We start from the raw sequence: 23,525 nt of genomic DNA on the forward strand, positions 1-23,525 counted from the left end.
GTGTGAAAATTTCCTTCCAGCGGCAGATAGGCAGCGGCGAATCTTGCCGGGAGTGCCGCGCTGAACACCCGGGAGCCCCAACGAAGGGACACACCGCATGAAGGCAACTCGGCTCGGAACCGCCGGGCTGGTCGCAGCCTTGCTCGGCACGCTCGTCACCGCCACCCCCGCGAGCGCCGCGCCCGGCGCCGCCGGCACCGCCTCCACCGCCACCTGCACCACCGACCCGGCCACCCCGAAGCGGCAGTTCCGGGCGATGTGGATCTCATCGGTGGTCAACATCGACTGGCCCAGCAAGGGTTCGCAGACCGCCCCGGACCGGGTCGCCGCCCAGCAGGCCGAGTACCGCGGCCTGCTCGACCTCGCCGAGCGGCTGAACCACAACGCCGTCGTGGTGCAGGTCCGCCCGACCGCCGACGCGCTCTGGCCGTCGCCGTACGAGCCCTGGTCGGAGTACCTGACCGGAGTACGCGGCCAGGACCCGGGCTGGGATCCGCTGGCCTTCCTGGTCGACGAGGCGCACCGGCGCAACCTGGAGTTCCACGCCTGGTTCAACCCGTACCGCGTCTCCATGCCGGCTCCCGGCGGAGCCGGCGCGGATCTCACCCAGCTCGCTCCCGGCCACCCGGCCCGGCAGCATCCGGACTGGACCTTCGCCTACCCGCCGGCCGGTGTGGCCGGCAGCCGGCTCTACTACAACCCCGGCATCCCGGAGGTCCGCGAGTTCGTGCAGACCGCGATGATGGACGCGGTCAGCCGGTACGACATCGACGGCGTGCACTTCGACGACTACTTCTACCCCTACCCCAGCGGCACCCACCAGGTGCCGGACGACGCCACCTTCGCGGCGTACAACCGGGGCTTCACCGACCGGGCGGACTGGCGGCGGGACAACATCAACCTGCTGATCCAGGAGATGAACGGCAGGATCAAGGCCGCGAAGCCGTGGGTGAAGTTCGGGGTCAGCCCGTTCGGCATCTGGCGCAACAAGGCGGCCGACCCGCTCGGCTCGGACACCACCGGCAGCCAGTCGTACGACATCATCTCCGCCGACACCCGCAAGTGGGTCAAGCAGGAGTGGATCGACTACGTGGTGCCGCAGCTCTACTGGTACATCGGCCAGTACCCGGCGGCCGACTACGCCCGGCTGGTGCCGTGGTGGGCCGAGACGGTGCGCGGCACCCGCGTCCAGCTCTACATCGGCCAGGCCGACTACAAGAGCGGCGAGCCGGCGTACGGGCCGTTCTGGCAGAACCCGCGGGAACTGTCCGACCATCTGACGCTCAACCGGGCGTACCCGGAGGTGCAGGGCAACGTGCACTTCTCCGCCGTCCAGGTGCGGGCCAACCGGCTCGGCGCCACCGACATCTACGCCGCCGAGCACTACTCGCGCCCGGCGCTGGTGCCGGCCATGCCGCACCTGCCGGCCATGCCGCTGCTCTTCCCGGTGGTCACCAAGGCCGCCCGGGAGGCCGACGGAGTGCGGCTGACCTGGCGTCAGCCGGCCGACGGCGTCGGGCCGTTCGGCACTGCCACCTCGTACGCGATCTACCGGTTCGACGGCACCACGCTGCCCAGTCGATGCGGCACCGCGGACGCCGCGCACCTGGTCGACACCGTCCGTGCCACGGCCGGTGGGACGCAGTCCTGGGTGGACACCTCGGCCGAGCCCGGCCGGCGGTACACCTACCAGATGACCGCGCTGGACCGGTTGGCCAACGAGAGCCGGGTCAGCCCGCCGGCCTTCGTCCTGCGCTGACCGTACGACCCTCGCCGGATGCCCCGGGTGCCACCGAGCACCCGGGGCATTCGTCTGTTTCAACGTATGTAACCAATAGTTGGCGAGAGACATACCGATGAGTTGATCAGTTGATTGACACTGATCGACATCCGGTAACCCGCCGGTAACTTACCGCCCCGCCCGCTCACCCCCGCGGAGGTAACCCGTGCCCCGACGTCTCGCCACCCTGCTCGCCTCGGGCGCGCTCGCGCTGCTCGCCACCCTCGCCATCGCCTCCCCCGCCGCCGCCGTCACCCCCCAGCAGCGACTCTCGGTGCTCTCCAGCTGGACCCAGACCAGCGCGAGCAGCTACAACTCCTGGAACAGCGCCCGGGTCAACCGGGCTCCCTGGGCTGAGTACAACTTCAACTGGTCCACCGACTACTGCTCGTCGAGCCCCGACAACCCGCTCGGGTTCACCTTCAACCTGGGCTGCTACCGGCACGACTTCGGCTACCGCAACTACAAGTCGGTCGGTCAGTTCTCCGCCAACAAGTCCCGGCTCGACAGCGCCTTCTACGCGGACCTGAAGCGGGTCTGCGCCACGTACAACGCGGTGGTCCGGCCCGCCTGCCTCAGCCTGGCCTGGACCTACTACCAGGCGGTCAGCATCTTCGGTTCGGTGGCGGCCGTGCAGCAGGCCGACATCGACCGTGCCGCCCGAATGAAGGCCGACGCCGAGCGCCGAGCGGCCGCAAGCTAATCCCAGCCCCTGGCCCCTGGCCGCGTTGATCAAGAGGTTCCGGTCATCGGAAGCCCGCTTCCTGACGCGAACCTCTTGATCAACAAGGCTGTGGGCTCAGGCCCGTTCGGTCCTGGTGGCCGGGTGCCGGTCCGGGTTGGCGGGACGGCGCGGCCCAGGCCGGGACAGCCCGGTGCTGAACCGGGTCGAATCCGCTGCCAGGTCCGGGTGCTCCACGTCCAACGCCAGCGCCGCCGCCTCGTCCAACCCCAGCTCGGCGCCCTCTCCGTACGCGTCGTCGAAGGCCGCGTCACCCAGTACCCCACGCAGCTCCGCCTGCTGGTCGTCCCAGTAGCCGCCGTAGATGCCCGGTGTGGATCGCATACTGGCCCGGGTGGCCTGCGCCGCCCCGAACAGCCGGGCGGCAGTCAACCGGTCCCCACCGGCCGCGCAGCGCACCGCGATCGCGTTCAACGTGTCGCACGCCCGGCCGTGGTAGCCGTGGCCCATCCGGGAGCGCAGCGCCACCAGCAGGTGCTCGTGCGCTGCGATCACGTCCTCCCGGGCCAGCGCGACCATGCCGAGCAGCATGTCCACCGAGCGTCGGCCCCGCTCCACCGGCCGGGCCGCCTCCACCGGACGGACCGCACCCAGCAGGTCCGCCGCCTCCTCCAGCGCGCCCCTTCGCCACAGCAGCTCAGCCAGGCTGAACACCGCGAACAGCGCCTCGCCGACCACGTCCTGCCCGTGCGCCCAGTCGATGACCTCCCGGCACACCCGTTCGGCCTCGACGAACTGTCCCATGTCGACCAGCGGCGCGGCCCGCCCGGCGAGTACCCGGGCCAGCAGACCAGCGTCACCGGCCTGCCGGGCGGCCGCCTCCGCCCGCTGGGAGAAGCGCAGCTCCTCGGCGAACTCGCCGTCCGCGCCGGCGTGCAGCGAATGCATGTGGTACGCCGCCGCCAGCTCAGCCTCCGGGATCCGCTCCCCGGTCTCGGCGATCCGCCCGTACAGCCGGAACAGCCAGAGCCGCCCCTCCCGGGCCAGCCCACGCTCACGCCACCACTGGTCCAGGCCGCCGGCCAGGCGGAGGCCGGCGCGCGCGCTGCCGCCGGTGGTGCACCACCGCAGCGCGGCCCGAAGCTCTCCGGCCAGCGGGTCGAGGGCGTAGAGCGACAGCGTCACCGGCCGGCCGTCCGGGCCCAGGTGAGCCCGCTCCAGCGCGTGCGCCGACCAGGCCACGTGCCGGTCCCGGGCGGCCTGCTCCTCACCCGCCTCGGCCAGCCGCCGCGCGGCGTACGCCCGGATCGGGTCGAGCATCCGGTACGTGCTGCCGGCGGCACGCGGCTCGGCCAGCACCATCGACTTGTCCACCAGCACCGACAGCGGATCCAACGGGTCGTCACCCAGCAGCCACTCCACCGTCGCCAGGTCCACCGGCCCGGCGAAGACGGCCAGCCAGCGCAGCAGCCGGGCGGCCCGAGGCCCCAACGTGCGGTACGACCAGGTGACGGTGGCCTGCATGGTCAGGTGCCGTTCGGTGGCCGAGCGCTGCACCGCCCTGCTCGCCGGGGTGGGCGGCGACGCGCCGGCCGCCGCGGCCACCAGGTCCACGGTGTCCTGCTGGTTACCCGACCAGCCCCGCTCCACCGGCGGCGGCTCCGGGTCCTCCCGGCCGGCGTCCAGCGTGCCGAGCACGTCGTCGAGCCGCTCGGCGAGCTGCCCGACGGAGAGCACCCGCAACCGGGCGGCGGCCAGCTCGATGGCCAGCGGCAGACCGTCCAGCCGCTGCACCACACGACGCAGATCGGCGGACTCGGCCGGATCCGGTTGCCGCCCACCACGCGCAGCCGCCGTACGGTCCAGCAACAGCGCCACCGCGTCGCTCGCCGCGCCGTCCGCCCCCGGATCGACCGAGAGCGGCGGGATCCGCCACACCACCTCACCGGGCAGGCTGAACGACTCGCGGCTGGTGGCCAGCACCCGCACGCCGCCCCCGCCGGAGAGCAGGCGCGAGATGACCTCCGCGCAGGCGGAAGGCTGCGTGTCGCAGGTGTCCAGCACGACCAGCATCCGACGGCCGGCGGCGTATTCGACCAGGGTGTCCAGCATCGGCCGGCCCGGCTCGGGTCGCAGCCCGAGCACCGCGGCGATGGCGAACGCCACCAACCCCGGGTCGGTCACCGCGGCGATGTCGACGAACCAGACCCCGTCCGGGTACGTCTCGACCACCCCGCTGGCCAACTCCACGGCGAGCCGGGTCTTGCCCGCGCCACCCGCGCCCAGCACGGTGACCAGCCGGTGCTCCTTCACCAGCCGGCCCAGCTCGGCCCGCTCGGCCTGCCGGCCGACGAACGAGGTCACCTGGGTCGGCAGGTTGTGCGCCACCGCGTCGGCGGTGCGGGGTCGGGGGAACTGCCGCTCCAGTCCGGGCGCGACCAGCTGGAACAGTCGTTCCCGGTCGTCGAAGCCGCGCAGCCGGTGCAGGCCCAGGTCGAGCAGGGTGGCACCGGGTGGCAGCGGCTCCGCCCGGCGGGCGGTGGGCGCCGAACAGAGCACCTGCCCGCCGTGCGCGGCGGCGGCCACCCGGGCCGCCCGGTGCACCTCGGGGCTGGCGTACTCCCCGTCGCGCGGCTCGGCGTAGCCGGTGTGCAGGCCCATCCGGACCCGAGGCGCCGCTTCCGCGGTCGGCCAGTCATGGCTCGCCAGCGCGCGCTGGGCGGTCAGGCAGGCGGTCAACGCCGCTGCGGCGTCGTCGAAGGCCAGGAAGAACGAGTCGCCCTCGGTCAGCAGCTCCGCGCCACCGGTGCTCGCCAGCGTCCGGCGTAGCAGCCGTCGGTGCTCGGCGAGCACCGGGCGGTAGTCCGGGCCGAGCAGCTGGGCCAGCCGGGTCGAGCCCTCGATGTCGGTGAACACGAAGGTCACCCAACCGCTCGGGAGCTGGATCCGTGGCGACATGCGTGGAACCTCCGCCCGTGACGTCGGGTTCATGCTGCCTGAGTCCGAACGGTCACGCATCGTGAGAACGGCCGGGCAGGTGCCGCCTCAAGGTGCCACTCGGACCCGTTCCCGGCAAGGGCGGCCCACCAAGCGGCCGCGAATTGGCCGGATCAGCAGCCGCAGGCGCCGCCGCAGCAGCCGCCCCCGGTGGCCGCCGGGGCCCCGCCACCCGCGCCCCGGCCGGTGATCGCAATCGCGGAGAGCAGCTTGACCGTGTCGGCGTGTCCCTGCGGGCAGCTGGCGGGCGCGCCAGCCGCCGCCATTGGACGGTTGACCTCGAACGTGTCGCCGCAGGCGCGGCAGCGGAACTCGTACCTGGGCATGGCAACCAGGGTACGTGGACCTGACGTCCAACGGGGCATGGGTGATACTCGACGGGTGGCGGACGGCGAGGACAAAACGCGTGTGCAACCGTTGCGACCGGCCGCGCCGCTGGACGGGCCGCTCCAAGGATCGGGGGCCGCGCCGGATCCGGTGCCACGGGCCGTGCCCCGCCCCCGCCGGCCCTGGCTGAGCGGCAGGGCCGCCGGTGCGCCCAACCCACCGACGGGCACGGCGCCCGCGGCCCCGACCGCCCCCGAACCTGCGGCCGCCAGCCCTGCCGGTGCACCCGAGGCCGACGTCCCCGTCGCGGCCACGAAGGCCGACGCCCCGGCCGGAGACACGAAGGCCGACTCCCCTGCCGGGGGTACGGAGGCTGACGCCCCGGCCGGAGACACGAAAGCCGACGCGCCCGCTGGCGACCTGACCGCGCCGAGCCCGGCCACCGGATCGGACGCGGCGACCACGCCGGCCGGGCCGGATGCCGGGACGTCGGCTGGCGATGCGAAGCCGGTGCCTCTGGCCGGTGCCGCCACGGCAGGCCAGGCTTCGACCACTGTGGACGACCCTGCCAGCGCTCCGAAGTCCGACCCCGGCCGACGGCGGCGGGTCCCGTTCGCGCACGCGCTTCGCCTGCCGCCACGCCAGGCGGCGGTGACCGCGGCCCGGGCGACCCGAGCCTGGGCCCGCCGACCCAGCGGTCGGCTCACCCTGCCCGGGGTCTTCCTGCTCGCCCTGGTGGCCGCGACCGCCGCGGCGGGCGCGCTGCTCGTCCCGGCTGCCATCCGCGCGTCCCGGCCGGTCGCGGTCGACGCCTCCGTCACGCCGACCGCGGCCGTTCCGCCCCCGGTGCTGCCGTCCGGGGTGCCCACCGGCCCGCTGCCGACCGGGTCCCTTCCCACCGGCCCGCTGCCGACCGGGCCACTCCCCAGCGGCGGCGTGCCGACCGGGCCGGTGATCGGTGGGCGCCCCTCGGACGCCCTGGCCGGCTGGGCGCAGCAGGTTGGCGCCAAGGTCGGTGTCCCGCCGGCCGCGATGCAGGCGTACGGCTACGCCGAGCTGGTGCTCGCCCAGACCAACCGCAGCTGTGCGCTGAGCTGGACCACGCTGGCCGCGATCGGTCAGGTCGAGTCCGGGCACGGCGCGGCCAACGGCGCCCGGTTGGGGCAGGACGGCAAGGCCCTGCCGCAGATCATCGGCCTGCCGCTGGACGGGCGCGACGGCCGGATGCGGATCATCGACACGGACCGAGGGCTGCTCGACCAGGACACCTCGTTCGACCGTGCGATCGGGCCGATGCAGTTCATCCCGACGACCTGGCAGGAGATCGGCGCGGACGCGGACAACGACGGCGTCAAGGACCCGCACGACCTGGACGACGCCGCCCTGGCGGCGGGAAACTACCTGTGCAAGAACAACCGCAACCTGAGCATTCCGGGCGACTGGTGGAACGCGATCCTGTCGTACAACGACGTGCGCCGGTACGCCCAGGACGTCTACGACACCGCGAACCGGTACGGACGGGCCAGCCGCACGTGAAGTGATCGTCCGCATACATTGGAGAACTGGACACTTCCCCCGGGCAGCTGTTAGCGGCAAGCTAGACGGGTGATGGTGCGCGAGTGGGACCCCAGGACCGCGTCGTCCGCCGAGATCGCGTCGCTGCTGGAGACGCTGAACGCGGTTCTGGCGGTCGATCTCCCGCAGGATCCGCCGTGGCGGGAGGACTCCCTGCGGGAATACCTCGCCGAGGTGATGCCAGGTGAGCGGCGGATCTCCTGGATCGCCCAGGCCGAGCCGACCGCCCCAGGCGGTCCGGGCGCGGTGCTCGGGCAGGTCCACGTGCTGCTCCTGGGCGACATCGGCGTGCTCGAGGTGCTGGTGCACCCGTCCGCGCGGCGCACCGGGCTCGGCCGCGACCTGGTGCTGCGCGCCGCCCGCCGGGTCTACCAGGAGGGCTTCCGGTCGATCGGGGTCGAGGTGGTCGGCGACACGCCGGCGGTGGGCTTCTACGAGGCGCTCGGTTTCACCCGGGAGTACGTGGAGACGCGCAGCGTGCTCGACCTCGCCACGGTCGACTGGACCGAGCTGGCCGGGATGGCCACCGGCATCGGGGCGGGCTACCACCTGGAGTTCTTCCCCGGCGGGCCGCCGGACGACCTGATCGAGGCGTACGCGCGGGCCAAGGCGGAGGTGCGCGACGTCGACGACGGCGAGCTGCGCCCCAGCTCCTACGACCCGCAGCGGCTGCGGGACAGCCTGGACACGCTCCACCGGCGGGGCATGAAGCCGTACATCGTGCTGGCTCGGCACGAGCAGAGCGGCGAGGTGGCCGGCCTGACCGAGGTGGTGGTGCCGGCACAGCACCCCACCCGAGCCGACCAGTACGACACGATCGTGGCGCAGGACCACCGGGGCTACGGCATCGATCGGGCGATCAAGGCCCGGATGCTGCTGGAGCTGCGCTCCGCCGAGCCGGCGCTGGCCGAGGTGCAGACCTGGAACGCCCAGGCCAACGAGGCGATGCTCAAGGTCAACGCGGAGCTGGGCTACCGGCCCGACCGGGACTGGTGCGAATACAGCGTCGACATCGCCGAGCTGGTGCACCGCGTCGACGCACCACGCTGAGGGAATTCACGAAAGTGTCCAATGGGGGATGGACGATGGACAGCCGGGCACCTTAACGTGCGTTGACTCCCATCCACCCATCGTGGAGGCCCTATGCGCCCGCGCCGCACAATCGCCGCGCTCGCGACCGCCACCGTCGCCGTGACCGTCACGGCCCTCGGCGTCGCACCCACCGCGGCCAGCGCCGCGCCAACCGACCTGTTCATCTCGGAGTACGTCGAAGGTTCGTCGAACAACAAGGCGATCGAGCTGTTCAACGGCACCGGTGGCGCCGTCGACCTCAGCGCCGGCGGCTACCAGCTCCAGCTCTTCTTCAACGGCTCCGGCACGGCGACCACCATCGCGCTGACCGGGACGGTGGCCGCTGGCGACGCGTTCGTGTTCGCCAGCGCCTCGGCCGGGTCCGCCATCCTCGCCCAGGCCGACCAGACGACCGGGGCGAGCTTGTTCAACGGCGACGACGCGATCGTGCTGCGCCGGGGCACCACCGTGCTCGACTCGATCGGCCAGGTGGGCGTCGACCCGGGCACCGAGTGGGGCACCGGAGCCACCAGCACGGCCGACAACACCCTGCGCCGGCTGCCCACCGTGACCGCCGGTGACACCGACCCGTCGGACCCGTTCGATCCCGCCGTGCAGTGGGCCGGCTTCCCGGTCGACACCTTCGACGGGCTCGGCACGCACACCGTGGACGGCGGTGGCCCGGTCGACGCGCCAGCCGCGCTGACCTGCGGCGGGCCAATGGTCACCGCCGCGGGCACGGCGGCGACCCGCGAGGTCACCGCCACCGACCCGGACGACACGATCGTCGACCTGGCGGTGACCGCGGTCAGCCCGGCACCGGCCACCGGCTCGATCACGCGCACCGCGCTCACCCCGGCCGAAGGGGTGGGTGGCACCGCCCGTGCCACGGTCGGCGCGAGCGCCGACCTCGCCGCCGGGGCGTACACCGTCACGGTCACCGCGACCGACGCGGGCGGCGGCACCGCCAGCTGCGCGCTGGTCGTGCAGGTGACGCGGGAGCTGACCGTCGGCGAGGTGCAGGGCCCGACCACCGACGACGAGTCCGGCCCGGCCGACCGGTCGCCGCTCGCACCGGCGAGCGGCAACGGCACCAGCAGCACGCTGTACGACGTACGTGGCGTGATCACCCAGCTGACCCTGGCTCTTACCTCGGCCGGCGCGGAGCAGCACGGGTTCTTCCTGCAGAGCCGCACCGGCGACACCGACGGCGACCCGACCAGCTCCGACGGCGTCTTCGTGTTCATGGGCACCTTCACCTCACTGATCGGCGGTTACGTGCCGACGGTCAGCGACGAGGTGGTGCTCCGGGCCCGGGTGTCGGAGTACTTCAACTTCACCCAGCTCTCCGGCGCCTCGCTGGTCCGGCGGATCGCGACCGGCCTGGCCGTGGACACCACGGTCGCGGTGACCGACGCGGCGCCGCCGGCCGAGCTGACCGACGCGCAGCGCTTCTGGGAGCGGCACGAGGGCGCCCGCCTGCGCGTCCGCGCGGGTAGCGGTGCGGTGAGCGGTCGGGACGTCTTCTCGTCCACGGCCGACGCCGAGCTGTGGGTGGTCGACCGGGACGACCCGCTGCTGGACCGCGCCGACCCGTACGCCCGGCGGGTGTTCCGGGACTCCCACCCGCTGGACAACGACCCGACCCGCCGCTTCGACGACGGCAACGGCCAGCGGGTGCTGCTCGGCAGCATGGGCGTGAAGGGCACCGCCGGGGACAGCACCGCGCTGCTCCCGCCGGCGCACACCTTCGACACGCTGCGCACCGACGCGGTGGGCGGCGTCTACTACTCGTTCGAGAAGTACGGCGTCCAGGTCGAGCGGGCGGAGTTCGCCGCCGGGGCCGACCCGTCGAAGAACAACCCGCCGAAGCCGGCGGACCGGTCGCAGGAGGTGGCTGTGGCCACCTACAACGTGGAGAACCTGTACGACTACCGCGACGACCCCTTCGACGGCTGCGACTTCGCCGGCAACGCCGGCTGCACCGGGGTCAGCCCGCCCTTCGACTACGTCCCGGGCAGCGAGGCGGAGTACCGCGAGCAGCTGGCCGCGCTCGCCGACCAGATCGTCAAGGACCTGCACGCACCGGACCTGATCCTGGTGCAGGAGGCCGAGGACCAGGACATCTGCACGGTCTCCGGGGCTGCGCTGAGCTGCGGCGACACCAACAACGCCGATGGCGCTCCGGACAGCATCCAGGAGTTGGCGCTCACGGTGGCGGCGGCCGGTGGGCCCACGTACGCCGCCGCCTACGACCGGACCGGCGCGGACGCCCGCGGCATCACCGCCGCCTTCCTGTACCGCACCGACCGGGTGTCGCTGGCGGCCGCGACGGCGACCGACCCGCTGCTGGGTTCGGCGCCGACCGTCCAGTACCGGGCTCCGGGTCTGCCGGCCAACGCCGACGTGCAGAACCCGAAGGCGCTCAACGCGGTGCTGCCGTCCGACGTGGACACCTCGACGGGCCGGGACGGTAACAACGTCTTCACCCGGGCTCCCCAGCTGGGCAGGTTCAGCGTGGCCGCGACGCCCGGCTCGACCGAGCGGTTCACCCTGTACGCGCTCAGCAACCACTACTCCTCCGGCCCGGACAGCCGGGTCGGGCAGCGGCGGGAGCAGGCGCGTTACGGCGCGGCGATCGTCACCGCGATCGAGGCGGCCGACCAGACCGCCCGGGTGGTCTACGGCGGGGACCTGAACGTCTTCCCCCGCCCGGACGATCCGATCGCCACCGGCGACCAGCCCACGCCGTCGGACCAGCTCGCCCCGCTGTACGAGGCGGGCCTGCACAACCTGTGGGACAACCTCGTCGCGGACGTGCCGGCCTCCGCCTACTCGTACAGCTTCGAGGGGCAGGCGCAGACGCTCGACCACCTGTTCGTCAACGACGCGCTCTACGGCGACCTGGTGCAGGTGCGGGCGGCGCACATCAATGCCGACTGGCCGGCCGAGTTCAGCGGCGACGGGTCGCGGGGGTCCAGCGACCACGACCCGCAGGTGGCCCGGTTCCGGTCCCGCGCGTCGCTGACCGTCGCCGACACGACGGTGGTCGAGGGCGACAAGGGCACGCGCCAGCTCACCTTCACCGCCACCGTGTCCCGGCCGCTGTCCCGGCCGGTGCTGCTCTGCGCCGCCACCCTCGGGGGTACGGCGCAGGCCGGCTCGGACTTCGACCCGTACGCCGGCTGCCGCACCCTGTCCGCCGGGCAGACCTCAGTGGCCTTCCCGGTCACGGTGCGCGGTGACCGGAAGCGGGAGGCGGACGAGAAGCTGACGCTGGTGGTGGCCGGCGTGCCCGGCCTGCGGCTGGCCGACCCGCTCGGAACAGGCACCATCACGAACGACGACTGATCCTCCGGGCGCCGTGTCAGCGGCCCGTCTTCCAGGTTCACGCTCGGACGGCGGGCCGCTGTCGTTGCCGCCGCCGTCGGTGGCGTCAGTGGTAGTCGTGGACGATCGGTGGGGGTGGCAGGTGGCGGTGTTTCGCGACCCGTACCTCCCACTGGCTACGCCGTCGCCGCGCCTCCCGATCCGCCGAGCTTCGGTGATAGGTCTCGGGCGGTCGGGCCAGCCCGTAGATGTCCCCCCACCACTCCCCCGGCTCGGGGTCGAGGATGGTGTCCAGGTGTGAGGGGTAGCGACGGCCAGCACCGTCGTGGACATCCTCCCGGTCGGCCATCGGCTGGACCAGCTGGGGATCAGGCTGCCCGCTTCGACCCGCCCCACCGTCGATGGCGAAACCTTGGCGAAGCGGGCCATCTGGTGCTTGCTCAGCCGGACGATCCGACGTGCCCGGCGGACGAGACCAGCAATGGGAAACCGACCGACGGTGGGACCGGTGGGAGGAGGAGGATCGAGCGCCGACGCCATTCGACCACAGTCCCCGTAGTGTCACCCAGGCTCAATACCTGTGGATAAACCTGTGGATACCCGACGTGGGCGAGGGGGCGGGGGCGTAGTTGCCGCCCTTTGCGAAGGGGTATCAGGTCTCCCCGAGCGAGTGGTGGGGCTGCCCCCAAGCGGCTACCGCGGCCCCGGCTCCGACTGTGCGGCCTGCTACGGGCCGCTCAGTAGCGCTGGCGGAGCAGTCCGGCGGCCTCGACGGCCCAGTAGGTGAGGATGATCTGTGCGCCGGCCCGCTTGATCGAGGTGAGCGTCTCCAGCATCACCCGCTCCCGGTCGATCCAGCCGTTCGCGGCGGCCGCCTCGACCATCGCGTACTCACCGGAGACCTGGTAGGCGGCGACCGGGACATCCACCGCGGCCCGCACCGCCGACACCACGTCGAGGTAGGGCAGCGCCGGCTTGACCATCACCATGTCGGCGCCCTCGGCGACATCCAGCGCCACCTCGCGCAGCGACTCGCGCAGGTTGGCCGGGTCCTGCTGGTAGGTGCGCCGGTCACCCTCCAGCGCCGACTCCACCGCGTCCCGGAACGGGCCGTAGAAGGCCGAGGCGTACTTCACGGCGTACGCCAGCACCGCCACGTCGGTGTGCCCGGCCGCGTCGAGCGCCCGGCGTGCCACGCCGACCTGGCCGTCCATCATCCCGGACGGTCCGACCACGTCGACCCCGGCGGCGGCCTGGGCCACCGCCATCTCGGCGTACGCGTCCAGGGTGGCGTCGTTGTCCACGTCGCCGCCGGGGGTGAGCAGCCCGCAGTGCCCGTGCGAGGTGAACTCGTCCAGGCACAGGTCGCTCATCACCACCGTGGCGTCGCCCACCTCGGTCACCACGTCCCGGATGGCGACGTTCAGGATGCCGTTCGGGTCGATGCCACCGGACCCGGTCGGGTCCCGATGCTCCGGCACACCGAAGAGCATGATCCCGCCGACACCGGCCTGGACCGCCTCGACCGCCGCCTTGCGTAGCGAGTCCCGGGAGTGCTGGAGCACCCCCGGGAGCGACGCGATGGCCCGGGGCTCGGTCAGCCCCTCCTTGACGAACATCGGCACGATCAGCTCGGCCGGGTCGACCCGCGTCTCGGAGACCAGCCGGCGGATCGCCGGGGTGCGGCGGAGCCGGCGGGGCCGGATCTCGGGGTACGACATGGGAGCCCCTCCTGAAGACGACTACCGGAAGCGCAGGGCGGTCGGCCCCTGCACCTTCGAGCCGCGACGCTGCTTCGCCGGCATGGCGGCGAGCTTCTCGCGCAGCTCGACGGCGTAGGCGGCGAGCGCCTCCACCAGGTCGGGCACCGAGGCGTGCGGCGGCTGGACGTCGACCCGCAGCCCGAACTCCGTCGCGGTCTCCGCCGTCTTGGGCCCGATGACGGCAACAACGGTACGCGCGTGCGGCTTCCCCGCGATGCCGACCAGGTTCCGCACCGTGGAGGACGAGGTGAAGAGCACCGCGTCGAACCCGCCCGACTTGATCGCGTCCCGGATCTCGGCCGGCGGCGGCGCGGCCCGGACCGTCCGGTACGCGGTGACGTCGTCGACCTCCCAGCCGCGCTCGGTGAGCCCGGCGGCGAGCGTCTCGGTGGCGATGTCGGCGCGCGGCAGCAGCACCCGGCCCACCGGGTCGAGGATCTCGTCGTGCGGCGAGAACTCGGCCAGCAGCCCCTCGGAGGACTGTTCCCCGGCGGGGATCAGCTCCGGCTGGATGCCGAACGCGCGAACCGCGTCCGCCGTCGCCTCACCGATGCAGGCGATCTTGACGCCACCGAAGTGCCGGGCGTCCAGCCCGTGCTCGGCGAACTTCTCCCAGACCGCGCGGACCGCGTTCACGGAGGTGAAGATGACCCAGGCGTAGCGGCCGTCGACCAGGCCCTTGACCGCCCGCTCCATCTGCGCCGGGGTACGCGGCGGCTCGACCGCGATGGTCGGCACCTCGCACGGGATCGCCCCGTACGCGCGCAGCCGGGCGCTCATCACGCCGGCCTGCTCCTTGGTCCGCGGTACCAGCACCTTCCAGCCGTACAGCGGGCGGTTCTCCCACCAGCTCAGCTTGTCCCGCTGGCCCACGCCGGCGCCGACGGTGAGCACCACCCGGCCGGTGAAGCCGAGCGCGGCGGCCACGAAGCTGTCGACGGTCGACGTGGTCGTGTACTGGGTCTCGCCGGTGCCGTCGCCGGTCACCCCGACGCCGGTCGTGCCGTCGACCCCGGCGGCCAGCAACCCGTCCCGGACGGCGGCGAGGTCACCGGCGTCCACGGCGACGGCGAGCGAGCCCCGGCCGACGGCTGCGGCCAGCGCCTCGAAGTCCAGCGCGCTGACGTCCTCGACGTCGGCGGCGGTACGCACGCCCGGCAACGGGACCCCCGCGTAGGTGGCCACGCCCTCGGCCTGACCGACCCCGGGCACCACCTCGAAGTGAGCGGCGGTGCGGGCCACCGCCTGCACCTCCTTGACCACCGAGTCGTGGCCGAACGGGTCGCCGGCGACCAGGTGCACCGCGTTCAGCCCGGACCGGGCCGCGGAGATCAGCACCTTCGCCACGTCCCCCGGCGCGCCTTCGGCCGGGGTGAACTCGGCGTCGTCCCTGGCCTCGGCGCGTACGACGGCGAGCAACGACTCCGGGACTCCCCGGTCGTAGATCACCTGGTCGGCGTCGACCAGGGCGTCGTGCGCCCGACGGGTCAGCAGGCCCGGGTCGCCGGGGCCAGCCCCGACGAACGCGATACGGCCGACGGGCTTACGGGTGCGGGTCATTCTGTGCTCCCAAATTGCTGGGTCCCCGAGCCGGTGTGTCCTTCGTGGCCGAGGATCGAGTCGGCGCCGAGGTCGAGGAGTTCGGCGGCGAGTGCCTTACCGATCTCCGCCGCGTCGGCGGGCGTTCCGGTGCGGGACAGCCGGAGGTCACGAGTGCCGTCCGGGCTGATCACCGCCCCGCGCAGGTAGATCTCATCGCCGGCGTCACCTTCGGCGAGTTCCGCATAGGCGGCGACGGGTGCGCTGCACCCGGCCTCCAGGGTGGCCAGCAACGCGCGCTCCGCGGTGACGGCGGCGTGCGACGGTGCGTGGTCGAGCACCGCGAGCAGCTCGACCAGGTCCTGGTCGTCGACCCGGCACTCCACGGCCAGCGCACCCTGGGCGGGCGCGGGCAGCATCAGCATCGGGTCCAGCGTCTCGGTGATCACGTCGGCCCGGCCCAGTCGGGCCAGCCCGGCCCGGGCCAGCACGACGGCGTCGAGGTCGGCCTCGGGGCCGAGCACCCGCGCCAGGCGGGTGTCCACGTTGCCCCGGATGGGGGTGACCTCCAGCTGCAGGCCGAGCGCGTGCAGCTGGGCGATCCGACGCAGCGCGCCGGTGCCCACGGTGGCCCCGGGCGGCAGCTCGGTGAGCATCCGGGCATCCCGGGCGATCAACGCGTCGCGTGGGTCCTGCCGGGCCGGTACCGCCGCGATGTGCAGCCCGCCGGCGGCGGCCGTGGGGAGATCCTTGTAGGAGTGCACCGCGAAGTCGATGGTCCGGGCGGCCAACGCGTCACGCAGCGCGGAGACGAACACCCCGACGCCGAGCCGGTGCACCGGCGCGCTGGAACGGTCGCCAGCGGTGATCACCTCGACCAGCTCGACCGGACGGCCGGTGGCGGCGGTCAACGCCTCGGCGACCTGGCCGGACTGGGCCATCGCCAGGGCGCTGCCCCGGGTGCCGAGGCGTAGGGGGGCGGTCATCGCGCACCTCCGGTGGGCGGGGTCGGGTCGGTGGAGTCCGCGCCGAACAGCGGATCGGTGCCGGTGAACGCCGCACCGAGGTCGGGGGCCAGCACGTCGGGGACGGTGTCCACCGGCGAGGTCTGCGGCACCTGGAGGTCGAACAGCTCGCGCAGCAGGGCCGCGTACTGGTCGCCGCCGGGCTCCGCGGCCAGCTGGCGGACCTTGACGGTGGGCTGGTGCAGCAGCCGCTGCACCACGCGGTGCACCGTGCGGGCCACCTCGGCCCGCAGGTCGTCACCGAGGTCGGGGCGGCGCTGGGCCAGCCGGCGCAGCTCGGCGGTGACCACGTCGTCGGCCCGGCCGCGTAGCGCGGCCACGGTGGGCGCCACATCGGCGCCGCGCAGCCAGGAGAGGAAGCTCTCCACCTCGCCGAGCACGATCCGCTCGACGGCGGCGGCGTCCGCGGCGGCCGGACCGTCGGCGAGCAGCGCCGCCATCCGGTCGATGTCGATCACCTCGACGCCGGAGAGGTCGGCGACGCCCTCCTCGACGTCGCGCGGGACGGCGAGGTCGAGCAGGACCAGCGGGCCCCGGGCCGGGGCCCGCTCGGCCAGCGCCGCGCCGACCACCGCTCGGGTGAGGACCGGTTCGGTGGAGGCGGTGGCGGCCACTACGATGTCCACTGTGGAGAGCGTGTCGGCCAGCTCGACCATCGGCACGGCGCCCGCCCCGTACGACTCGGCGAGCCGCACGGCCCGGTCGGCGCCCCGGTTGGTGACGGTGAGCGGCCCGGCACCCAGCCGGGACAGCGTGGCCACCCCGAGCGAGCCCATCGCGCCGGCCCCGACAACCAGGGCCGGGCGGCCGGCGAGATCACCGTCGAGGTGCCCGGCGGCCAGCTCCAGCGCGGCCGTGACCACGCTCTGGCCGGCCCGGTCGATGCCGGTCTCGGCGTGGGCCCGCTTGCCGACCCGCAGCGCCTGCTGCATCAGCTCGTGCAGCAGCCGGCCGGCCGAGTCCGCGCCGGTGGCCCAGTGGTACGCGTCGCGCAACTGCCCGAGGATCTGCGCCTCGCCGACCACCATCGAGTCCAGCCCGGTGGCGACCCGGAAGACGTGGTCCACGGCGGCGGCGTCGTAGTGCACGTACAGGTGGCTGGCGAGCGCCGCCGGCGAGTTTCCGGCCTGCTCGGCCAGGACGGCGCAGATGTCACCGAGCCCGCCGTGGAAACCGGACACGGCGGCGTAGACCTCCACCCGGTTGCAGGTGGAGACGAGCACCGCCTCGGCCACGTACGGCTGGGCGACCAGGCGGTCCAGGGTGCGGGTGAGGTCCGCGGGAGGCACGGCCAGTTGCTCCAGCGTGGCGACCGGGGCGGTCCGGTAGGACGCGCCGACGACGAGCAGTTTCACGTGCCGATCGCCTCCTGGGTGTCGGTGGCCGCGAGCCCGCCGGGCAGGGCGGTGAGAGCGGACCCGCCGGTGGCGGGAAGCGCGGTCAGTGACGCCTTGCGGTGCTCGTGGAAGGACAGAATCTGCAGCTCGATGGCGAGGTCGACCTTGCGCACGTCGACCCCCTCCGGAACCGAGAGTACGCACGGCGCGAAGTTGAGGATGCTCGTCACGCCGACCGCGACCAGCTGGTCGGCGACCCGCTGGGCGGCGCCGGCCGGGGTGGCGATCACACCGATCGCGATGGACTCCTCCGCGGCGACCGCCGGCAGCTCGTCGACATGCCGGACCACCAGGCCGTTGATCTCTTCGCCGACCCGGGACGGATCGGCGTCGAGCAGTGCGGCGATCCGGAAGCCCCGGCTGGCGAAGCCGTCGTAACCGGCCAGGGCGTGACCGAGATTACCCACGCCGACCAGGGCGACCGCCCTGCGCTGGGTGAGCCCGAGCACGTACTCGATCTGCTCGATCAGCAGCGCGACGTCGTAGCCGACGCCCCGCGTGCCGTACGAGCCGAGGTGGGAGAGGTCCTTGCGGAGCTTGGCGGAGTTGACCCCGGCGGCGGCGGACAGGCCCTCGCTGGAGACGGTCTCGTGGCCGGCGTCGGCGAGGTTGTGCAGCGCGCGCAGGTACTCCGGGAGCCGCGCGACGGTCGCCTCGGGCAGGTCCGGGAGCACCGGTACGGCACCGGCGCGGCCGGGCGCGCCTGGGTGACGATGCTGACTCATGAGACTCCGTGCGGTGCGATCCTCGGCCAACTCCGCTGGTCGGCCGCTTATGGACTCCCGCTGGCGACCGAGATTGCCGGCTGTGCTAGCAGGGCGCGTCGGAACTAGAGAGTAGGCGCTTGTGAAGACGTGCACAAATCGCGATCTTGTCGCTGCGCGGCGCGACCCCACCAGCACCTCCATTCCGCAAGATCGATCCAGCGGCGTACGCCCGCACCGCCCGGCCAATTATTGCTCAATCCCGACTTCTCTGACCAATCCCGCGCCCATGCCGCACAGACGTGCCGGGACGGGTAGGGACAGCACTACGGGGGAGAGGCAGGGCTTCGGGATGGGCTGGCGGACCGGGGCTGCCTAGCCTTTGGGCATGACCGCCGTTGCCGCCACCAGCGACCAGCCGACGCTGGCACCGAGCATCCCCCGCCAGCTCTTCGTCGACTCCGGGTATGTGCTGCTCGGGCTACCCCTGGCCCTGACCAGCTTCATCGTCCTCGTCGTGGGCCTCGCGGTCGGCGTCGGGCTGGTGGTCACCGTGATCGGCCTGCCGATCATCAGCGGCACCCTGTACGCCGCCCGCGGGCTGGCCGACATCGAGCGGCTGCGGCTGCCCGCGGTGCTCCATCAACCCCGGATCCGGCCGCACTACCGGCTGCCGGAAGTGGGAGCGAACGCCTGGCGGCGGATCTTCGTGCCGATGCGGGACGCCCAGTCCTGGCTCGACGTGGCACACGGCGTGCTGCGTCTGATCGTGTCGGTGATCACGTTCGTGGTGGCGCTGGTCTGGTGGGCCGCCGCGGTCACCGGCTCGCTCTACTGGGCGTACGACTGGACGCTGCCGCGCGGCGAGGGCGACAGCGACCTCGCCCAGTTGCTCGGCCTGGGCGACTCGACCACCGCGCGGATCGGGCTGACCACCGCGATCGGAGTGTTCTTCCTGATCACCCTGCCGATCGTGGTCCGGGGCTGCGCGCTGCTCCAGGCCAGCTTCGCCCGGGCCATGCTGACCGGGGTGGCCGAGATGCGGGACCGGATCACCGTGCTGGAGGAGCAGAAGCGCGCCGCCGTCTCCGCCGAGGCGTCCGCGCTGCGCCGGCTGGAACGCGACATTCACGACGGCCCCCAGCAGCGCCTGGTCCGGCTGGCGATGGACCTCAGTCGGGCCCGGCAGCAGCTCGCCTCCGACCCGGAGGCGGCCGGCCGGACCATCGACGAGGCGGTCACCCAGACCCGGGACACGTTGGCCGAGCTGCGGGCGCTGTCCCGGGGCATCGCCCCACCCGTCCTGGTCGACCGGGGCCTGCCCAGCGCCCTGGCCGCGCTCGCCGGCCGGGGGCTGATCCCGATCGAGCTCCAGGTGGACCCGCAGCTCGGCACGCCGGGCGGGCGACTCGACCCGGCGGTGGAGAACACCGCGTACTTCATGGTGGCCGAGGCGTTGACCAACGTCGCCAAGCACAGCCGGGCCACCGAAGCCAGCGTCGCCCTGGCCCGGCAGGGCAGCCGTCTCCTGGTGCGGGTGGGTGACGACGGGCAGGGTGGCGCGCACCTGGCCAAGGGGCACGGGCTGGTCGGCATCGCCGACCGGGTGCGGGCCGCCGGCGGCGAACTGGCCGTCGTCAGCCCGGTCGGCGGGCCCACCGAGATCCGCGCGGAGCTTCCGCTGTGAGCCGGCGAATGCCGCGACGAGCCCTCCCGGCCGGCCGGACGTGGTAGACAACACAGCCATGCGCATCGTGATCGCCGACGACGCCGTCCTGCTCCGGGAAGGGCTGGTGCGGCTGCTCACCGAGAGCGGGCACCAGGTGGTGGCCGCCGTCGGGGATGGCGACGCGCTGGTCGAGGCGGTGGTGGAGCACCGGCCGGACGTGTCGATCGTCGACGTCCGGATGCCCCCGTCGCACACCGACGAGGGGCTGCGGGCGGCGGTGGAGGCCCGCCGGCTGGTGCCGCGTACCCCCATCCTGGTGTTGTCCCAGTACGTCGAGGTCTCGTACGCCGACGACCTGCTGGCCACCACCGGTGGCGCGGGCGGCGGGATCGGCTACCTGCTCAAGGACCGGGTGGCCGCGATCGACGAGTTCCTGGACGCCCTGCGCCGGGTGGCCGCCGGTGGCACCGTGCTCGACCCGGAGGTGGTCGGCCAGCTCTTCGCCCGGCGCCGCCGGGACGACCCGCTGCGCGAGCTGACCCCGCGCGAGCGCGAGGTGCTCGCCCTGATGGCCGAGGGACGCTCGAACACCGCCATCGCCCGCGCCCTGGTGGTCAGCGACGGCGCGGTGGAGAAGCACGTGCGCAACATCTTCACCAAGCTCACCCTGCCGCCGGACACCGAGCAGCACCGGCGGGTGCTGGCCGTTCTCACCTACCTGCGGAACTGACCTCCCGGGCCAGGGTCACGGCGTCGGTGAGGGTGTCGGCCACCGGGTGACCGGAGGCGCGCAGCCGGGCCGGGTCGGTGAAACCGCCGGTGTAGAGCACCGCACGACCACCCACCGTGAGCGCCGCGTCGGCGTCGTCGATGGAGTCGCCGATCAGCACCACCGAGGTGCCGTCCACGCCCAGCTCGGCCAGGTGCCGCTCGAGCGACTCGGCCTTGCGGCCACCGCCGACGGTGGCACGCAGCCCGTCCACCCGGGTGAAGTGGCCGGTCAGCCCGTAGGTGTGCACGGTGGGCACCAGCTCCTCGTGGAACCACATGGAGAGCAGGCTCTGGCTGCCCGGCCAGGCGGCCATCGCGGTCCGCGCGTCGGCGGCCAGCTCGCAGGTGGTCAACCCGCTGCGGTACGCGTCGTGGAAGATCCGGTCCAGCCGGCCGAACTCATCGTCGTCCACGGCCTGGCCGAGCACCTCGGCGTAGTACTCGGCGATCGGCCGACGGAACCGCACCCGGTGCTCGTCGGAGGTGACCACCGGCCCGCCCACGCTGGCGAACGCCGCGTTGGTGGCCGCAACCACGAGGCTTAGGTCGTTGAGCAGGGTGCCGTTCCAGTCCCACACCAGGTGGGGGCGTGCAGGGGTCATCAGAGCACCATAGGCACCGCTCAGAGCTGCGGCGTGGTCAGGTCCCGCAGCAGCCGTTCCTCCTCCACCCGCCAGTAACCGTGCTCCTTACCGTCGAGCATCACCACCGGCAGCCGGTCCCCGTACTCCCGCTCCAGTTCCTCGTCGCCGGTGACGTCCCACTCGACCCACTTGTCCCCGGTGACCGCCACCACCCGTTCGAGCGCCGCCTTTGCGTCGTCGCACAGGTGGCAGCCGGGGCGGGTGATCAGGGCGAGCCGGGCGTCAGTGGACATCGGTTACCTCCGTGCGCGTGTCGGCGTTCGCCGGCGGGTCGGCCGGCGTCGCCGACCGGAGCTGGGTCTTGCGTACCTTGCCGATCGCCGAGTGCGGCAGGGCGTCGACGAACTCGACGGCGGACGGGCACTTGAACCGGGCCAGGTTCCGCGCGCAGTGGGCGAGCAGCTCCTCGCCGGTCACCTGCCGCCCCGGCGCCGGCACAACGTACGCCCGGACAGTCTCGCCGGTCCGGGGATGCGGCACACCCAGTACCGCCGACTCGGCCACCCCGGGATGCCCGGCGAGCACCAGCTCGACCTCGTGCGGATAGACGTTGAACCCGTTGACCAGGATCAGCTCGCCGAGCCGGTCGACCAGGAAGAGGTCGCCGTCCTCGTCGGCGTAGGCCACGTCGCCGGTCCCCCACCAGCCGTCGGTGTCCGGGCCGTCCCGGCCGTCCGGCCAGTAGCCGGTGAAGAGGTTGGGGCCGCCCACGACGATCTGCCCCGGGTCGGTGCCCGGCGCCGCGTCGGAGATGTCCAGCTCATCCGGGTCGTCGTCGGGGACGGCCAGGCCGTCGCGCCAGAGGTCGGCGCCGTCCGCGCCGACCAGGCGCAGCCGCACACCGGGCAGCGGCCGACCGATCGAGCCGGTCTTGACCACCCCGCCGACCAGGGTGGAGGTGAGCACCGGCGCGGTCTCGGTGAGGCCGTACCCGATGTGCACCGGATGCCCGGTGACCTCGGTGAAGCGCGCCGCGACCGACGGCTCCAGCGGTGCCGCGCCACAGACCGCCACCCGGACGGAGGCGGTCGCCGCGCGGGCCTCCGCCGCGCCGGACCAGGCCAGGAACATCGACGGTACGCCGACCAGCACGCTGACCCGGTGCCGGGCGATCTCGTCGAGCCCCGCCGTGGGCCCCAACTCGTCAAGCAGCACGCCGGTCGCGCCATGGTGGACGACCGCGCCGAGCCCCGAGTTGAGCCCGTACGCGTGGAACAGCGGCAGGGCCAGGAGCACGGTGTCCCCCGGGCCGACCACCGGCGGCTCGATCCGGCCAACCTGCTCGTGGTTCGCCAGCAGCGCGTGGTGCGAGAGCATGGCGCCCTTGGGCCGACCCTCGGTCCCGGACGTGTAGAGCAGTACGGCCAGGTCGGCGCCGCCCCGGTGCGGGCGGGTCGGCGGTTCCGGTGCGTCGGCGGCCGACCCTGGCGGCGCGCCGTGCACGGCGGTGAGCGCGGGCAGTTCGCCGGCCACCTCGGCGACCAGGCCCCGGACCCGCTCGGTGCCGATCAACACTGACGCGCCGGAGTCGGCCAGCACGTGCCGCAGCTCCGGGGCGGTGAAGCCGGGGTTGACCGGCACCGCGACCAGCCCGGCGCGCAGGGCACCGAGCCAGCTGACCACGAAGTCAACGGTGTTGGGCAGCGCGATCGCGACACGTGGTGGCGTACCGCCCGGGTCGCTGGGCGGCGCGGTGGCGGTCAGCGCGTACGCGGTGGAGTCCACCGCGGCGTCCAGTTCGGACCAGCTGAGCGTCCGGTCGCGCCAGTGCAGCGCGGCCCGGTCGCCGTGGTCGAGAGCCGCCCGGTGGACCCGGTCGGCGAGGTTCGGCGCGGGGTTTGCCGATGCGTCCTGCACGGTGATCGAGTCTGGCACAGCGGGCGTCGCCAGGCCACGCCCGACGGCCGGGGCAACGGCCGGAGCGCGGTATCGCGAAAGTCCCGTGGGCGGGACCGGCCACTGTGCCACCGGCGATCCGATCAGATCCTGTCGATGGGACGGGTGACGCCACCGTCCGACGATTTGGCCGGGCTCCACCGACCACCCGACGGGACGGGGCATCCGAACGGGCAATGCGCCCTCAACCAGGGAATCCATCCTGGATCATCGCGCCGCTCCAAAGTCAATCGCACACGACGGACAACCGGTCCGCCGACGGCGTGATGGAGCGGGAAATACTTCCGCCCTGTGTAACGGACTTGCCACGCGCGGGTGACGTTGGCCCTATCATCACTCGGGTCGGCTCACCCCA

At 73.1% G+C, this 23,525-nt stretch carries 18 protein-coding genes; 7 read left to right on the plus strand and 11 right to left on the minus strand.

What is annotated here, in order from left to right; all coding sequences use genetic code 11:
* The first annotated feature begins 97 nt into the window (after positions 1-97).
* Positions 98-1,759 carry a glycoside hydrolase family 10 protein gene (locus tag KBX63_RS18475; protein WP_210912479.1) on the plus strand — a complete coding sequence of 554 codons (1,662 nt, stop codon included), beginning with the start codon at positions 98-100 and terminating at the stop codon, positions 1,757-1,759.
* A gap of 187 nt (positions 1,760-1,946) precedes the next feature.
* Complete coding sequence (locus tag KBX63_RS18480) at positions 1,947-2,483, plus strand: phospholipase (protein ID WP_210912480.1); 537 nt, start codon at positions 1,947-1,949, stop codon at positions 2,481-2,483.
* Positions 2,484-2,579: 96 nt separating this feature from the next.
* Here the strand turns inward: KBX63_RS18480 and KBX63_RS18485 are convergent, their stop codons facing one another.
* Together KBX63_RS18485 and KBX63_RS18490 are read right to left on the minus strand one after the other, a co-directional pair.
* Complete coding sequence (locus KBX63_RS18485) at positions 2,580-5,420, minus strand: adenylate/guanylate cyclase domain-containing protein (RefSeq protein WP_210912481.1); 2,841 nt, start codon at positions 5,418-5,420, stop codon at positions 2,580-2,582.
* A 152-nt stretch (positions 5,421-5,572) separates the two neighbouring features.
* On the minus strand, positions 5,573-5,785 hold the full coding sequence (locus tag KBX63_RS18490) for a zinc ribbon domain-containing protein (protein ID WP_210912482.1): 213 nt from the start codon (positions 5,783-5,785) through the stop codon (positions 5,573-5,575).
* A gap of 37 nt (positions 5,786-5,822) precedes the next feature.
* On the opposite strand from KBX63_RS18490, the gene KBX63_RS18495 reads away from it, so the two are divergent.
* The 3 genes from KBX63_RS18495 (at position 5,823) to KBX63_RS18505 (ending at position 11,783) form a co-directional block, all read left to right on the plus strand.
* Entirely contained in the window at positions 5,823-7,322 is a 1,500-nt protein-coding gene (locus tag KBX63_RS18495) for a lytic transglycosylase domain-containing protein (RefSeq protein WP_210912483.1), read from the plus strand.
* Between the two features lie 72 nt (positions 7,323-7,394).
* Positions 7,395-8,411 carry a GNAT family N-acetyltransferase gene (locus tag KBX63_RS18500; RefSeq protein ID WP_210912579.1) on the plus strand — a complete coding sequence of 339 codons (1,017 nt, stop codon included), beginning with the start codon at positions 7,395-7,397 and terminating at the stop codon, positions 8,409-8,411.
* Between the two features lie 93 nt (positions 8,412-8,504).
* Positions 8,505-11,783 carry a lamin tail domain-containing protein gene (locus tag KBX63_RS18505; protein WP_210912484.1) on the plus strand — a complete coding sequence of 1,093 codons (3,279 nt, stop codon included), beginning with the start codon at positions 8,505-8,507 and terminating at the stop codon, positions 11,781-11,783.
* A gap of 85 nt (positions 11,784-11,868) precedes the next feature.
* On the opposite strand, the gene KBX63_RS35280 is transcribed toward KBX63_RS18505, so the two are convergent.
* The 6 genes from KBX63_RS35280 to KBX63_RS18535 all read right to left on the minus strand — a co-directional run bounded on the left by KBX63_RS35280 (position 11,869) and on the right by KBX63_RS18535 (position 18,211).
* Complete coding sequence (locus KBX63_RS35280; RefSeq protein WP_247662690.1) at positions 11,869-12,111, minus strand: hypothetical protein; 243 nt, start codon at positions 12,109-12,111, stop codon at positions 11,869-11,871.
* 388 nt (positions 12,112-12,499) lie between these two features.
* Positions 12,500-13,483 carry a porphobilinogen synthase gene (gene hemB, locus KBX63_RS18515; protein WP_210912485.1) on the minus strand — a complete coding sequence of 328 codons (984 nt, stop codon included), beginning with the start codon at positions 13,481-13,483 and terminating at the stop codon, positions 12,500-12,502.
* A 21-nt stretch (positions 13,484-13,504) separates the two neighbouring features.
* Complete coding sequence (locus KBX63_RS18520; RefSeq protein WP_210912486.1) at positions 13,505-15,085, minus strand: uroporphyrinogen-III synthase; 1,581 nt, start codon at positions 15,083-15,085, stop codon at positions 13,505-13,507.
* Positions 15,082-16,050: a hydroxymethylbilane synthase gene (gene hemC, locus KBX63_RS18525; RefSeq protein ID WP_210912487.1), complete on the minus strand. Its 969-nt coding sequence runs from the start codon at positions 16,048-16,050 to the stop codon at positions 15,082-15,084. The genes KBX63_RS18520 and hemC overlap by 4 nt, the downstream gene beginning before the upstream one ends.
* Complete coding sequence (locus KBX63_RS18530) at positions 16,047-17,444, minus strand: glutamyl-tRNA reductase (protein ID WP_210912488.1); 1,398 nt, start codon at positions 17,442-17,444, stop codon at positions 16,047-16,049. The genes hemC and KBX63_RS18530 overlap by 4 nt, the downstream gene beginning before the upstream one ends.
* On the minus strand, positions 17,441-18,211 hold the full coding sequence (locus tag KBX63_RS18535; protein ID WP_210912489.1) for a redox-sensing transcriptional repressor Rex: 771 nt from the start codon (positions 18,209-18,211) through the stop codon (positions 17,441-17,443). The genes KBX63_RS18530 and KBX63_RS18535 overlap by 4 nt, the downstream gene beginning before the upstream one ends.
* A gap of 367 nt (positions 18,212-18,578) precedes the next feature.
* Between KBX63_RS18535 and KBX63_RS18540 the strand changes: the two genes are divergently transcribed.
* Both KBX63_RS18540 and KBX63_RS18545 read left to right on the plus strand, forming a co-directional pair.
* Positions 18,579-19,877 carry a sensor histidine kinase gene (locus KBX63_RS18540; RefSeq protein WP_210912490.1) on the plus strand — a complete coding sequence of 433 codons (1,299 nt, stop codon included), beginning with the start codon at positions 18,579-18,581 and terminating at the stop codon, positions 19,875-19,877.
* Positions 19,878-19,935: 58 nt separating this feature from the next.
* Positions 19,936-20,589: a response regulator transcription factor gene (locus KBX63_RS18545; RefSeq protein ID WP_074314799.1), complete on the plus strand. Its 654-nt coding sequence runs from the start codon at positions 19,936-19,938 to the stop codon at positions 20,587-20,589.
* Here KBX63_RS18545 and KBX63_RS18550 read toward each other — a convergent pair.
* The 3 genes from KBX63_RS18550 to KBX63_RS18560 are packed head-to-tail and all read right to left on the minus strand — an operon-like array spanning position 20,570 to position 23,131.
* Entirely contained in the window at positions 20,570-21,232 is a 663-nt protein-coding gene (locus tag KBX63_RS18550) for an HAD family hydrolase (RefSeq protein WP_210912491.1), read from the minus strand. The two genes, KBX63_RS18545 and KBX63_RS18550, sit on opposite strands and share 20 nt — an antisense overlap.
* A 20-nt stretch (positions 21,233-21,252) precedes the next feature.
* Entirely contained in the window at positions 21,253-21,507 is a 255-nt protein-coding gene (locus KBX63_RS18555) for a glutaredoxin family protein (RefSeq protein ID WP_210912492.1), read from the minus strand.
* Positions 21,497-23,131 carry an AMP-binding protein gene (locus KBX63_RS18560; RefSeq protein WP_210912493.1) on the minus strand — a complete coding sequence of 545 codons (1,635 nt, stop codon included), beginning with the start codon at positions 23,129-23,131 and terminating at the stop codon, positions 21,497-21,499. The genes KBX63_RS18555 and KBX63_RS18560 overlap by 11 nt, the downstream gene beginning before the upstream one ends.
* Positions 23,132-23,525: the final 394 nt, after the last annotated feature.

This window comes from Micromonospora sp. U21 (assembly GCF_018070045.1).
Lineage (GTDB): Bacteria > Actinomycetota > Actinomycetes > Mycobacteriales > Micromonosporaceae > Micromonospora.